13 protein-coding genes are annotated in these 14,988 nt (G+C 38.3%); 6 read left to right on the forward strand and 7 right to left on the reverse strand.

What is annotated here, in order from left to right; genetic code table 11:
- Nucleotides 1–79: 79 nt before the first annotated feature.
- Complete coding sequence (locus QPK98_RS00355) at nt 80–535, reverse strand: flavodoxin (protein ID WP_310991008.1); 456 nt, start codon at nt 533–535, stop codon at nt 80–82.
- Between the two features lie 311 nt (nt 536–846).
- Here QPK98_RS00355 and QPK98_RS00360 point away from each other — a divergent pair, with 311 nt between their 5' ends.
- Nucleotides 847–2,559, forward strand: coding sequence for a tetratricopeptide repeat protein (locus tag QPK98_RS00360; protein WP_310991009.1), 1,713 nt, complete (start codon nt 847–849; stop codon nt 2,557–2,559).
- Nucleotides 2,560–2,789: 230 nt separating this feature from the next.
- On the opposite strand, the gene QPK98_RS00365 is transcribed toward QPK98_RS00360, so the two are convergent.
- The 6 genes from QPK98_RS00365 to QPK98_RS00390 form a co-directional block, all read right to left on the reverse strand.
- Nucleotides 2,790–5,279: a DUF7948 domain-containing protein gene (locus QPK98_RS00365; protein WP_310991011.1), complete on the reverse strand. Its 2,490-nt coding sequence runs from the start codon at nt 5,277–5,279 to the stop codon at nt 2,790–2,792.
- Between the two features lie 275 nt (nt 5,280–5,554).
- Nucleotides 5,555–6,151, reverse strand: a complete 597-nt coding sequence (locus tag QPK98_RS00370; protein ID WP_310991013.1) for a CHAP domain-containing protein — start codon at nt 6,149–6,151, stop codon at nt 5,555–5,557.
- A gap of 54 nt (nt 6,152–6,205) precedes the next feature.
- On the reverse strand, nt 6,206–6,433 hold the full coding sequence (locus tag QPK98_RS00375; protein WP_310991014.1) for a hypothetical protein: 228 nt from the start codon (nt 6,431–6,433) through the stop codon (nt 6,206–6,208).
- Nucleotides 6,420–6,827, reverse strand: a complete 408-nt coding sequence (locus tag QPK98_RS00380; RefSeq protein WP_310991016.1) for a hypothetical protein — start codon at nt 6,825–6,827, stop codon at nt 6,420–6,422. The genes QPK98_RS00375 and QPK98_RS00380 overlap by 14 nt, the downstream gene beginning before the upstream one ends.
- 78 nt (nt 6,828–6,905) lie before the next feature.
- Entirely contained in the window at nt 6,906–7,442 is a 537-nt protein-coding gene (locus tag QPK98_RS00385; protein WP_310991017.1) for an XAC2610-related protein, read from the reverse strand.
- Complete coding sequence (locus tag QPK98_RS00390; RefSeq protein WP_310991018.1) at nt 7,432–8,388, reverse strand: endonuclease/exonuclease/phosphatase family protein; 957 nt, start codon at nt 8,386–8,388, stop codon at nt 7,432–7,434. The genes QPK98_RS00385 and QPK98_RS00390 overlap by 11 nt, the downstream gene beginning before the upstream one ends.
- 448 nt (nt 8,389–8,836) lie before the next feature.
- On the opposite strand from QPK98_RS00390, the gene QPK98_RS00395 reads away from it, so the two are divergent.
- The 5 genes from QPK98_RS00395 (at nt 8,837) to QPK98_RS00415 (ending at nt 14,848) form a co-directional block, all read left to right on the forward strand.
- On the forward strand, nt 8,837–9,745 hold the full coding sequence (locus tag QPK98_RS00395) for a DUF6607 family protein (protein ID WP_310991020.1): 909 nt from the start codon (nt 8,837–8,839) through the stop codon (nt 9,743–9,745).
- 77 nt (nt 9,746–9,822) lie between these two features.
- Entirely contained in the window at nt 9,823–11,319 is a 1,497-nt protein-coding gene (locus QPK98_RS00400; RefSeq protein ID WP_310991022.1) for an ankyrin repeat domain-containing protein, read from the forward strand.
- A 1-nt stretch (nt 11,320) separates the two neighbouring features.
- A complete protein-coding gene (locus QPK98_RS00405) occupies nt 11,321–11,806 on the forward strand; it encodes a DUF2271 domain-containing protein (protein WP_310991024.1) in 486 nt (161 codons plus the stop codon).
- A 110-nt stretch (nt 11,807–11,916) separates the two neighbouring features.
- Nucleotides 11,917–14,133: a PepSY domain-containing protein gene (locus QPK98_RS00410; protein WP_310991025.1), complete on the forward strand. Its 2,217-nt coding sequence runs from the start codon at nt 11,917–11,919 to the stop codon at nt 14,131–14,133.
- A gap of 211 nt (nt 14,134–14,344) precedes the next feature.
- Nucleotides 14,345–14,848 carry a GreA/GreB family elongation factor gene (locus tag QPK98_RS00415; RefSeq protein WP_310991027.1) on the forward strand — a complete coding sequence of 168 codons (504 nt, stop codon included), beginning with the start codon at nt 14,345–14,347 and terminating at the stop codon, nt 14,846–14,848.
- Nucleotides 14,849–14,988 lie beyond the last annotated feature (140 nt).

Below are 14,988 nucleotides of genomic sequence, written 5' to 3' on the forward strand. Positions count from 1 at the left end.
ACCTAAAAGGTTTGTTATATGTACAGTAACACCACTAATTCAGCCGTAGTAATCACTACTGAATACTGCTATTGAACACTTATTTCAATTTAGCCCAAGCAGCTACCAGACCCTCAGCAAATTGTCTAATACCTTCCTTATCCTTTTCGTCGGGTGTGAGATTGATTTTTAGTATCTCTGCTCCACGGATGGCACCGGTTTTTTCAAATTGTTTATCAAAATCATCAACAGCCGGGCAGAATTTTTCATAGATTAAATCTCCAGATCCCAAAACACCAAAAATTTTTTCCCTCAAGTTTACCTCTTCCAGATCATAGTAGAAATCTTCAGCTTCTTCTGGCAAAGCACCATCAGAGCCATACGTATAGGTAGCCATTACGCAGATGTCATAATTGATAAACTCTTTGGGGTACAACTCTGTACATTCTTCTACGAGTACATTCACACTAAGCGCGCGAAGATTTTCCGCTAAAAGTTCAGCTATCCCCGCGGTAGTACCCGTTAAACTCGCGTAAACAATCAATGCTGTGGCCATCTTTTTTGTTTTTGATATCTTCTAATCTTCACGGCAATAAACAAAATTAATAAAACTGAAAAGCATTCGCGAAATTATAGGTCACTAAAATACCTGAAAACCGACTCGGAGTTCCAAATACGAAACACCAAAATCCAAACAACAAATTCTAAATATAGAAAAGCCTCTATGTTCCTCTCCCTACTTCCAGGAAGAGGTACCCGAAGGATGGGGTAGGTGCTTTTTCAGGAACGGGTAGTTACCATAACAAAACATGAATTTAAAAAAATATCCTGTTGCATTGCCAGCCAATTTTTAGTTAATTTTGATGTATGAAGTGGCATCTTAAATTTAAAATTTCGCGGATGGCAGTGGGTGCTTTTGTGAGTATCCTGCTTATTGTTATCGTTTTTATATTAATACGCTTCATAGGAGCCCCCAATAAGCTTTTTACCAAAGGCAATAAAACTAACGAGACCTCGACCAAGATAGGTTTGTTGTTAGATTCTGCCCATGTTGTTTTAAACCACAACCCTACGAAAGCCAAGGAGTTGATTAAGGAAGGCAACGCATTGGTTATTAAAAATGGAGTGGACTCCCTACTGCCCAAAATCCATTATGCTCAAGGGGAGCTTGCCATTCAACAATCTAATTATCCCAAGGCCCTACAACATTTTTTGGATGCGAAAAGAACCCTTGAAGAAAATCCGTCTAAAAACGAAAACACACAAATTGCGTATGCCCAAACTTTAAATCAGCTAAGCCGGGTTTATTTTAGCTTAGAACGAACCGATAAGGCTCTAGAATATCTACAACATAGTCTATCGATATACAAATCTATGAATCGGAAAGAGGATGTGGCAAACACCCTTAGAAACATGGGTGGCATCTATTTTAAGGAGCAAAAATTTGAAAAAGCTCTGGATGCGTATGAGCGGGTATTGGAATATTATGAAAAAACAGGTAAACAGGAAGGTATCCAAGTGCTGTACTCTAATCTTGGTGCGGTAAATCTTATATTAGAAAGACCAGATAAAAGCATCGTATATCTCAATAAGGCGGAAGAGAAAATTCGCGACTCCTTTGCCATTAATACCAAAAGCCAGAAGCTTTCAAAAGAGCTTTCAAAAGTACTTTACAACAAGGCGTGCTATTTTTATGAGGTGAACGAAACCGATTTATATTCAGAATATTTAATAAAGTCCATAAAGGCATTAGACACTTTTTACGCTCCAGCTGAAGCACATGATCCGCTGTTAAATTTACATGAAGTTTATTATAAAGATGCAGCCTACGAAAAAGCTTATAAAACGCTTTTAAAGTTTCAGGAAGTACGTGACACTCTTTACAACATTGAAAGTAATAAGCAAATTGCAGAATTAGAGGTTCAACATGAACTTTTTCGTGAACAACAGGCTTATGAACGGGAAAAAAGAAAAACAGAACGTCAGTACTGGATGGCACTGGCAGGACTTATGTTGATACTATTACTTGTCTTGACATTCTTAAACCGACAAAAAGTTAAGATTATAAATGCAGAAGAAGAAAGGAAGCGATTGGCCGAAAACAAAAAACAACTAGAGTCGCACATAGACACCCAAAAGGAGGTCCTTTCGCAAAAGGAAGGGGAAGTGCGCCGTTTGGCGTCTCAAATTGTGGAAAAGAACGAAAATATTTTAAGCCTTGAAGAACAGATGGAACAAATAAATACTTCGGCCCGAAAACACCTTAACCAACAAAAAATCAACGATCTAATTAAAAACACCCGCGAAAGCCAAGATCTAGAAACCGATAGAAAACAACTTTTATTAAGCCTGGAGCAGAGTTCGGCATTAATGTTTGAAAAATTGGACAGCGATTACAAGGGGCTAACAGACCGGCAGAAGCATTTGGCGGCCTTGGTAAAGTATGGGTTTACAGCCAAGGAAATTTCGGTGCTTTTTAATATTTCACACAAATCGGTGCAGACAGCAAAGTACAGGTTAAAAAAGGTTTTAAAGCTACCGAGCAGTCAGGATCTAGAAGTTTTTTTAAAGGCCTACTAAGCCGATTCTTTATAAAACACAGCACACCTCTCTTCTATTACCGCAATAGGAAAAGCCGCTTGATACAAAGTCAAAGCGGCTTTTTGCATTAGGAAGGTTTGTAAATAGAATTGTGGATTCCTAATACTACTTTTTGAATATTTAAAAATATTAAACCAAGTTAACGATATGGCTGAATGCATTTAAATCTGCGCTTGCAAATTCAAAATTGTATCGAAGCCATGGTTCTGCTATTGGTTAATAATAATCTTTTTTACGGCCACGCCATTGGCAGTAGAAATTCGTATAATGTACAAGCCTGATTGGTATTGGCTCAAATCCAGTTCGGCATTTTGCGAGGCAACATCAAAACTTCCAAGCATTTGTCCATTTATATTGCTAAGGCTTATGTGTTCTATTGCTTCGGGAGAATTAATAAACACCTTTCCTTTTGCGGGGTTAGGATAAACGGAAATTAATGACTCCATAGCATTGGAACCGATTCCTGCGGTAAAATCGTCGGTAAGAAACTCAACGATTACAATATCATTGCTGGTAATATTTCCTTGGGTGTACGCCAACGGATCATCGGAAATTACTCCAGAAGACATCCCTTCATTTGTGCTTGCTTGGGTAAATAACATCATCCGGCTGTCTGATCTTTTTACGAAACCAGAATTCCATCCAAAGTCATCACCACCGTATAAAGTGGACCATTCCAATTCTTTTTCGGTGTTAAAAACTGCCCAAAACATCACCCGAACATCAGGAAGTGAGGTGGTCTGGTTAAAAGCACCGTCCAATACCTTAATCGGAAAATCTTGGGAAGCCGTAGCACCACCCAACCACATATTTCCTTGTTCGTCAAAATCAATAGCAGTTGCTAAATCTGCCTTTTCACCACCATAATAAGTAGCCCAATCTATGTTGCTATTAGCGTCAAACCGAACTATAAAAGCATCAGTAAGATAAAAAACTACAGGATTATTTAATTCATCTGAAAAGTAAGCACCTGGCAGTTCCGTGGTTGGCATATCTGGCGATTCAGTTTCTCCCACCACATAAAAATTGCCATCGGCATCCCATTGCATCGTTCTGGCTTGTTCATATTTAGTACCGCCAAAAAAGGTGGACCAAATCAAGGCACCAGCTTCATCAAACTCCATGATTACAGCTTGGGTTTCGTCAGCGTTATCAAAAACAGCGCTGTTATATGCACCTGCCTTTTCAACAATAGGAAAATCATGAGAATCGGTATTCCCCACAATCATCAGGTTTCCGTTTGGCGACATGTCCATTGCCGACATCTGATCGGCACCAGCACCGCCGTAATAAGTGGACCACACCAACTGATCGCTTTCATCCAACTGAAACAAAACACCTTCGTTCAAACCACCATTGTTGGTAGCTTCATTATATGCGCCACTTTTTTCCACTATTGGGAAATCTGTAGAACTAGAAAAACCCATAAAGTAAACCTGATCGTTATCGTCCATAGCAATATCACGAATATAATCAAAGCTATTCCCGCCAATAAAAGTGGACCACAACAGGGTGCCCTCGTTATCTATCTTGGAAATAAACCCGCTGTTAACACCTTCAAAAGTGGACTGGTTGAAGGCGCCGGGTTGTTCCAAAATTGGAAAGTCGGCAGAAGGTACCGCGCCCGTAAAATACACCTCATCACCCGCAGGGGTAACGGCTATTCCACCATCGGCATCGTCATTACCTGTACCGCCAAACATGGCAGACCATTGCAAAGCACCGTGGGTATCAAATTTTACAACAAAAAGATCGTACCGCCCCATATTAGTCCCCGTACCAATAATACCGGGCAGTGTCGCGGAGCGCGTTTTTCCATAAATATATAGATTGTCATCGCCATCAACAGCCATGTCGGTTGCGTAATCTGTACTTGTTCCCCCATAATTAGTTGACCAAATTATTACCGGAGGATCAATGGTAAGCTCCTTTTCAGTGTCGTAACCAGCTAGGTTAAAGCTAATTTCATTGTCGTTCAGATTATATGAAGATTCCACCACGTTGTTCTTAGCTATTTGATAAGAGAATAAACTGCCTTCTCGTATGTTGCCAAGTTCCGTAATAATATCAATTTGCGTATTGTCTGCATTTAAAGCCACATTCGCGCCTTTGTAGTTCATTTTTATAACTGCCGGGTTAGCCCCAGGTTTTAAAACGAAGTCATACTTTAAGGTATATTGCCCCGCATCGTCTGTATATAAAACCCAATCAACACCAGGATAAACCTCCTTTATGATAATTTTTCTAAAGGTTTTCACATCCTTAATTCCTTCGGGGTTTGCAGCGTTATAATACTTTCTTTTTGGTGTAATTACTTCTTCAGAAGCAACAATGTTAGTTTTGGATATTGTAGCTCCCGTAAGCAACATATCTGTCCTGTTGTAGGCGAGCCCTTCAAGATTGGAATTGGTTTTATTTGCTGTGTTTCTTTCTAATGAAGACTTTGGTCTTAAAGAATCCCAAAAAACATAGCTTATTCCCGTAGTAGTTATTAAAACATCCTTATGGGCCGTAGAAAACACATATAACACATTAGATACTTGGTTGCCATATTCATCGGTAACCTGACCCTTATTTTCGGTAAATCCCGGTTGATTTTCATTTAAATAAGATGCTGGATCTGGTTGCGGGTTTGTGGCATTTACCACACCTACAAAACATAGCAAGAAAATACTATAAAGTACGTAACGTGTTTTCATAAATTTAAAATTAAGAAGTTATAATCTGGGTACAATTTACAAATGAATTGCGGCTTTATCTGAATTTCACCTACCACTTACGTACTACACAACATCATAATTAGCTGATTATGAATAACATTACGAGTTTTTATAAAACACTTAAACATTTAGAAGCGACAGAGACCTATAACATATTGAAGTAGTTTTTTAGGAAGATTTAACTAGTAAAAACTGGCAATTAGCTTCAGTTTCACACTCTGGAAAAACAAAAACCCCCTAAAAAAGAATAGATTTTATTCCTTCCGAAGCCAACCCAAAACCTTAGCATGTTCAATTTTCCATTTGCCGTCTTTTTTAATCAAATTGTAGCGTTCACGTGACGGATCAGAAGCTCCTGGATTTTGCTGGATTATTTCAATCTGATTTGTATTGACCTTAGAGATTATGGCCACATGACCATATTTATTGAAAATTGTTTTATCATATACCAACAAATCATTCACTTTAGGTTTTAAACTACTTGGATTAGTATATTGAATAAGGTTCCGGTGTTTTACCATTTTTCCATCGGCAAGACCCTTTACAAAAAAATCTTTTGCATGGCCATAACTATCTGGCATTTTATGGTCTAAATGCTCGTAATAATAACGCTTCACAAATTCTACGCATTGGTATTTAAGTCCGAGGTTATATCCATCTGCAGTAGTATTTCTTCCTGAAACATTACCAACCGAATTATTGTAATACACATAAACTCCATTAAGGCTATCCACCTTATCTCCTACTTCCATAGATTTCATCTTCCATTTGCGAAGTATCCGATCGCAAGAAGTTAGGCTCGAGACTCCAAACAGTATAAGAAAGGAAAACAGAAGGCGTTTTTTAATCATAATAGGGCATTAAAAGTAGTGGAAAATAACCAAAAGGCGAACCGAGGTCCTAAGCTACGATAATTTTCGCTTTAACTTCCAAAGCCTATATTTCAAAACCAGCGCAATAAAGGGTAATCCAATCATCAGCATTGGGAAAAGCACGCAAAAGAAAAAGAAGTTTACTTCGTAATAAGATGTTCCAGTTAGGTTTGCCAAGTTTATAGTGAAATCAGTGCAATAGGCATAAATACTACTCCCTATATTAATGAGCAACTTCAAAAGCGAATTAAGACCTTCCATACGTCTGTTTTTTAAGGTTTCTGATTTCAATACTATAGTCAATAACCTTTACCAAGGAATACCAAATAAAAAGTGGAAAAAGGATGACTAAAAATATAATATTTGCAGCGCCGTAGTTACCCGTGACACGCAAAGCGGTAATCACTCCAAAATACATTAGGTCTGTAATAAAAAAGTAGTTTTTAAGGAACTTTACATGATGTTCTTTACAATAGCTAGTGTCGTTATGCGCTGCCCAACTACACTTATCAGGCATTCGAATATCTGAGTTTATTGCCGTGACACCGTTAGCGGAATAAGGCTTTTCTTTTATCGTGGGTCGGTATGCTTCGTTAATCACGATCATCAAGAGGTATGGGAGTAATAAAAGCAATAAGTTTCTAGAAAAACGCATAAATAAAGGGCTTGATGAAAATTCAATATGTTTTTAGAGGTTCACAAATCAAAATAAACAAAACTAGTTTTAAAATTCTTATTTTTTTATTTCAATTAGTTTCAGGCCATCAACTTGATAATTTTTTCGATTATTTTTCATACCATCAGGTTGGGATATAATCTGTTTCTTATCCTTATTCATTCTCTGGATTCGTAGGTAATCCCACTCTTTTCTATGCTCAAACTTTTTTGTTTCGGAGTTGTACAAATAATAGGAATAATTACAGGAGCGCCCGCAGTCTATTGGAACAGTAAAATCTAAATAACCATCCATATTGTAATCAAATACTTCAAAATTTATTTTTCCAAGTGCAATACCGTCCTCAATGTTTTTTATCGTTTGAAGATGTTGATTGTCTTTAAAAACCCTCATTTCGGCAATTCCTCCATAATATCCAATATTATCTGAATAGCTTAGTTTATCATCCCAAATAGCTTGAAAGGCTAAATTTTCTACCGTTAAAGTTTCAGACTTAGTAAAAGATAAGCTAGTACGAAGTTCAAAATCCTTCTGCTGGGCGTTTACCAGCGCTGTGGTGGTGAGCAATAGTAGTAAGAATATTTTAGTTTTCATTATCTCCGATTTTAAATTCAATATAAACTGGTAAGTGGTCAGAAATTTCGCGAGCACGTTTTAGATTTTTACAAGTTCTCATAAAATCTACACTTTGAGCTTGAACCATTTTTATACCAGAAGAAAAATAAACATTATCGATAGGGTGACTGAGGTATTCCCCATTTTTGCATTTTCTTTTTAAAGTGGTTCGCTGGTTTTGCAAGGCACTTTTAAAACCTCTACGATAAAAGGGTTCCCAAACAGCATGCTTTTCACTGAGGTTGAAATCGCCTGCAATCAGTATTCTATTTGACTCTAAACGTTCACGATAATTGAGAAAATGAATAATCTCCTCCTCTGGCCTATCGTTGTATTTTCGTGAGTGATAGTTTACCACATAAAACGGCTCCGACTTTCCTTTCTTCTTAAAAGCTGCAATAAAAGGTTCGCGATAGCATAATTTTTCCAAGTCCGAATCTAAATACGCCCGATTCACGATACTAACTTTAGCGGTTTTCCACAGAAATGCATAGCGCTCGCTGATATACACCGAAGGGCTTTTGGTCGGGTCGCTAATCTGGTAGTCCCATTTAAAACCCATTCTGTTCAGTTCATCGGCAATCTTGGCCACGGCCTGTGCCCCAGCTGGATCTTTAGCCACTACTTCTTGAACGGCAACAATATCAAAATGGCGAAGAGTGTTGGCGATTTCGTAAATATCTTCTGGGGTTTTGGTGCGACCTAGGTGTTGGATGTTCCAGGATGCCAGCCTTAAGGACGTGTTTTTTGAAATTTTTAAAGTGTCTGAAAAAGAAGTTCCTGAAACCTCAAATTCTGGGAATGATTTTTTCGATACTCTTTCTGAAACTTCTCCCGTTTTATCTTGCCAAAAGTTTGTGTTGCAGCTGAGAGAGTTTAATGCGAAAAGCAATGAAAAACCAATGATCTTAAAGCTATTTATCAAAAAAAGGAAGGATTTAATTCGCATTTAACTGAAAGGAATATTATGAAGCAGATAAGTTTATAGACTTCAAATATATTAAGAAACTAGAGACCTGATAACGAAATAGCTCTTTCCCATTAAATTCTCGCTAAATAAAGATTGAAGCTTGCTATTAAAACTATATCAATCTGTTTTGTGCTAGATCCAACTCGAATCACCTTCAAACTAAGGAAAGTGAATACGTTAGCTAAACACAATATTAAGATTACTCTAAATCTTATGAAATAACACCAAAAAGTCCATTATTAATTTTAAAATTAAGTCTATTTTTATTTGTTCTAAATAACAATAAGATTTAGTTTTGCATCGTTCGGGAAAACTATTCAATTGTTGCATAAACCGTATTACGCGCTACCATGGAATCATAGATTGACCGGCATTAGACATTTTTTTATAGTAAACCTACAAGATGAATAAAAACATAATAATAGTGGCCTGCCTTCTTTTTTCAGGAATGCTACTTCAGGCACAGAACAAAAAAGAACGCGATAAAAAATCAATAAAAGAAATGTGTGGTTGCTATGAGGTAAGCTTCAACTTTGCCGAAACCTTCAATTACAGTAAAGATTCATTATATAAACCTTCCCCAAAAAAAATTACAGGTGGCCTGGAATGGGCTGAATTAATTACCGATGAAGACGATAAAATCGTAATCCAGCATATACTTCAAGTTGGCGATCCGGCCGACCCCATGATTATAAAACACTGGCGCCAAGATTGGCTGTATGAAAACACAGACCTATACACGTATGACGTTGACAACACCTGGAAGTATATTCAAAAATCAGCTTCTGAGGTAAAAGGGCAATGGACCCAAAAAGTATTTCAGGTAGATGACAGTCCGCGTTATGAAGGTTCCGGCTCTTGGGTACACGTTGACGGTAAGGATTATTGGGAAAACACAACCGATGCACCTTTGCCAAGACGTGAATATACAACCCGTAGCGATTATAATGTTACCGTGCGTGGCAATAGAGTGGAGCTGACCGATTTTGGCTGGATTCACGATCAAGACAATGAGAAGGTAGTTCGTAAAGAAGGTGAGGAAGATATAATTTTGGCCAAAGAAAAAGGATATAACACCTATGTAAAAGTAGCGGATAGCCGTTGCAAAGCTGCAGCTCAGTGGTGGAAAGAACACAATAAAAAATGGGCAAAGGTTCGCACAAAATGGGACCAAATATTTGATCGGGACCAAGATCTTTCGTTAGAAGAAAAAGTAAGCAACAAGCCGCTGTACAAATTTTTGTTTGACGACGAGAACTATAGCGATAAAGCGTCTATTGACGAGGCTATCGATTCCTTTGTAAAAAAGTAAGACCTCAACACCTTCGTGTTATATAAAAAGCAAGAAGGAATATTATTAAAAAACAACATATAAATGTACCTATATCAATGAAACACATAATCAAAATTTCAGTTTTCCTTATTTGCTTCACTTCCTTAGCACAGGAAAAAAACGTATTCCACGATCGTAGTTTCTGGAACGAGAACCCGAGTTTAAATACCGTGAAGGAAAAAATCACAGAAGGCATGGATCCCGTTGCCTTTAACAACAACGGTTTTGATGCTACCACAAATGCCATTCTTGCAAAAGCCAATGCCGACGTTATAAAATATCTTCTAAGCTTAGAAGGCAATAGCGTTGATAAGCGCACCCACGATAGTCGTATTTATTTGCATTGGGCTACTTACGCAGGACATACGGAAATAATCAAAACCTTATTAAAGAAAGGATCTTCTACCACAGCGCAGGATAGTCGCGGCAATACGCCATTGACTTTTGCAGCAAACTCAGGACAGGCCGATACCGCAGTTTATGATATTTTTATCGAAAACGGTGTAAACCTCGCTTCCGAAAAAAACCAAGATGGTGCTAATGTACTTTTGCTTGTTGCTCCATTTTTGGAAAACGAAAAAGACCTCGATTACTTTATCAGTAAAGGAATAGCCCTAAATAGCACGGACAAAAACGGAAACGGTATTTTTAATTATGCCGCCCGTAAAGGCAATGTTCGCTTATTAAAGCAATTGGTCAAGAAAGGTGTCGATTACAAAAGCCTAAACAAAAATGGTGGAAACGCTTTTATGTTTGCAGCACAGGGAACCCGCGGTTTTAGCAATTCGCTTCCGGTATATGAGTATTTAAAAAACCTTGGATTGGAGCCTAATATCGTAACCAATTCCGGCAGCACGCCATTACACCGAATAGCCTATACCAATACCGACCCAGCAATTTTTACACTTTTTCTTAAGGCAGGTGTTAAGGTTGAGCAAAAAGATAGTGATGGTAATACTCCGTTTTTAAACGCTGCCTCTAAAAATGATTTGGAGATTGTAAAACTGCTTTCTAAACAGGTTAAAAATATTGATCATAAAAACAACAAGGGGCAAACTGCACTTATGCTTGCGTACGCCAACAACAGCGTTGATGTTGTAGAGCTTTTATTGCAAAAAGGTGCCGATATTTCCTTAAAAGATGCAAATGGAAACAATATGGCTTATTATTTGCTGGAATCTTTCAACACAAAAAAACCAACGGAGTTTAACACAAAACTAGAGCTTCTTCAGAAAAAAGAAGTCGCTTTAAATACAGTTCAAGGAGAAGGCAATACCCTTTATCACCTTGCAGCCAAAACCAACAACCTAAACCTTTTAAAGCAACTTGCTTCTTATAAGCTTAACATTGATGTAAATGTAGTAAACGCTGAAGGAATGACCGCCTTGCACCAAGCAGCAATGAAAGCAGAAGATGATGAAATGATGAAGTATTTAATCACTCTTGGCGCCAAGAAAGACGCAAAAACAGATTTTGAGGAAACTGCGTATGATCTGGCTAGCGAAAATGAATTGTTGCAAAAAAATAATGTAGAATTGAAATTTTTAAAATAAAATGAAACATCTATTTAAAATACTTCCAGCGCTTTTAATCACTGGGTTTTTACTTACCGGATTTACACAAACAGAAACCAAACCGGTTAAGTGCTTAATCCAGATGACCAACTATACGGGCGAAGGTGCTTATGTTATTGTTTCTTTAATGGATCCAGATGGGGAATACGAAGAAACATTATACGTACAAGGAAAAGACCCCGAATGGTATAGCGAGATTAGCGCCTGGTGGAAATTCTACGGGGTACACCGCCCAAACATCGACGCAATTTCTGGAGAAACCATCAGTGGTGGAGAGCGAACAGTTGCCGTTTTACAAGTTCCGGCCGATAAAATTGACAAAGGCTACAGCTTGCGTTTTGAAACATCGGTAGAGGACAAAGATTATTTTGAGAAAGACCTCCAATTTCCACTTACCGCCGAAAACCTTAGAAGCAAAAAAGAAGGCAAAGGCTTTATTCGGTATGTGCGTATGCTTGCGAAGTAAATAGATGGTAGTTGGTAGATGGTAGTAGAAAATCTCACCACTCACCACTCAAATCTAACATCTCATGTCTCAAATCTAATTTCTCACGTCTAATTTCTAACGTCTAAAAAATGACCATTTCCATTTGGCGGTTCAGTCATTTACTCCTGGCTGCTGTCTCTTCCCTGTTTTTGTTAATGGCCGCTGTTACGGGGGTTATTTTGGCGGTGGAACCTATCTCGCATCAAGCCAAAGGATATGCCGTTGAAGATTTAGATGAAGTTTCATTGGCAACAGCAATTCTTAGCTTAAAAGAAAGTTATGACGAAGTCTTTTCTTTGGAAGTAGAGTCTTCGGAATTTGTAAAAGCTTCAGTACTTACCGATGATTTTGAAACCTTAGATGTTTATATCAATCCCAAAACTGGGGAACAATTAGGCACGGTAGAAAAACGACCCGAGGTTTATAGTTTCGCCACAAACCTGCACCGTTCGCTCTTTCTAAAAAGTATAGGTAGGTTTTTTGTGGGCCTAGTGTCGTTCCTACTCTTATTAATTGCTGTTACCGGAATGTTTTTATTAGCCAAAAGACAAGGCGGTATAAAAAAGCTGTTTTCCAAAGTACAAAAGGAGTATTTCGAAATGCGCTACCACGTAATTTTAAGCAGGTGGTTGTTTATTCCTATTGTAATCTTATCAATTACAGGAGTGTATCTTTCTCTGGAAAAATTTGAACTACTACCTACTTCCAAAATTGAATATAGCGACAATCAGGCTTCAGAAGACACCAAAACCTATGATAGCTTTAACGAAATTCCGTTTTTCCAAGAAACGAAGCTTTCCGAAATACGAAAAGTAGATTTCCCATTTTCCAACGCTCCAGAAGAACAATTTCATATTGCCCTAACCGACAAGGAAATTAAAGTAAACCAAGTTTCAGGTCGCATAGAAAGTAGCGCCCCCTACCCTTTTGTAAAGCTCGCTTCAAACCTGAGTTTAGTTTTGCACACGGGCGAAGGCAGCGTGTTATGGTCCATTATACTATTATTTGCGAGTGCTTCCTTGATTTTCTTTATGTATTCTGGTTTTGTGATGTTTTTAAAAAGGCGGAAAAAAACTGTAACCACCACAAAAGTTTCAGACAAGGATGAAAGCGAATTCATCATTCTCGTTGGTTCCGAGATGGGCTCTACCCACGATTTTGCAACCCGCCTTCATAACGCACTAACAAATGCGGGGAAAAAGGTGTATTTAACCGAGCTTAATAAATATACCACCTTCGCAAAAGCAACTAATATTGTTGTGTTAACCTCAACGTATGGCGAAGGGGAAGCACCTTCAAACGCTTGGAATTTCATTGACGATTTCCCTGACGTACAACAGCCAAACCCCATACAATACGCGGTGGTAGGCTTTGGCTCCTTGGAATATCCAGACTATTGCCAATTTGCTATTGATGTAGATTCGGTTATACAGAATGGAGCTGGATTTAATCCTATTTTACCACTTTACCGGATTAACAACGAAAACTTTACCGATTTTGAAAAGTGGACTAAAAAGTATGCCGAAGCATTAGACCTGTCTTTGATTGTTGACCGTCCGAAGAAAAAGCGCAAAAAGCTAAAGCAGCTCGATTTTGAAGTTTTAGAACGTACGCCAATAAACCAGGACGACACGTTTTTACTTCGTCTTAAACCCAAACGACGCAGCAAATTCACTTCTGGCGATTTGTTGTCTATTTTCCCAAATGAAACTGGGAATGCGCGTCAGTATTCCATTGCCAAAATGGGGAAAGAGATCTTATTGAGTGTCAAAAAACATGAATTTGGGAAGGTTTCATCCCAACTCGCAAGCTTAGAAAAAGGCAATATCCTCAAAGCGGCAATCGAGCCGAACACACATTTTCATTTTCCGAAGAACACTTCTGCAGCTGTATTAATAGCCAACGGAACGGGAATTGCTCCTTTTCTAGGCATGATGGAGAAAAACAAAAAAGTGCCCATCGATCTAATCTGGGGAAGTCGCAACCAACAATCTTCCCATATCTATGACGGATATTTTGAGCAAAACATTTTGAAGTCAAAAAAGAACGGAAACGCAGCGCCCACATTAACCATACACAGGTGTTTTTCTAGAGAAGCAAACAAACAGTATGTGCAAGATTTGGTTAGACAACATCAAGACGCAATAGTACAACGCCTTGAAAACGAAGGCACTTTAATGATCTGCGGTTCGCTATCTATGCAGCACGATGTGCTTAACATTTTAGAAGAAGTATTGAAGGAGAAATCTGATACCAGCCTAGATATGCTGTTACATAAGCAGCAATTGAAACTTGATTGTTACTAAATTAAATCTAAGATTCTAAGACATAATACGTAGGACAAATTGTATGTTTGGTAAAGCTGGAATCCAGACATAAGCCAACTTCTACCGAATACAGCCACTTTTTCTCACCGCTCACCGTTCACCCCATTCATCATTTAAATCTAGATTTGAGTTAAGCTTTATAGACTCATTTCCCGAATAATTCTTAACTTACCCGTTAATTTAATTCAATATGAGTAGAGGATTTGTTAAAGAAGAAGATCAAGAGGAAACTCCTATTATTCCACCTCGGGCCGCATTGCCGGAGGGCACAACCAATTACGTAACGCCCAATGGAATGCAGGAATTGCTAAAAGAACGGGAGCAACTAGAGGCCGAACGCACCAACTTAGACACCACCCACGAACAACAGCGCCGTATTGAATTGGGAGTGATAAATGGCAAGTTAGATTTGCTGAATGAACGCATAGCCTCCGCCAGAGTTTTAGATCCTAAAAACCAGCCTAAGGACGAAGTGCGTTTTGGCGCGACGGTTACCTACAAAATAACCACTATGAAGACGCCACTCACCTTTCAAATTGTAGGCGTTGACGAAGCAGATATTAATAAAAAGAAAATCGCCTTTGTTGCTCCGATAGCGGTTGCAATTACCGGCCATAAAGAAGGCGATGAGGTTTCATTTAATCTAGGTGGTGAAAAAAGAATGATCAAAGTAGTGGCGGTTCAATATCAGTAATACTTGTATTTCTAAAAAAGAAAAATTCCCTAATCAACCACGTATTGTTATATTTGCTTTATACTCCGTAGCCTTTGACGCAGGAGCACTTTGTAATCTGAAACCCTAGTAGCAACGGAACAAAAACAGGAAGACCAAAA

This window comes from Aequorivita marina, from assembly GCF_031631895.2.
Lineage (GTDB): Bacteria > Bacteroidota > Bacteroidia > Flavobacteriales > Flavobacteriaceae > Aequorivita > Aequorivita marina.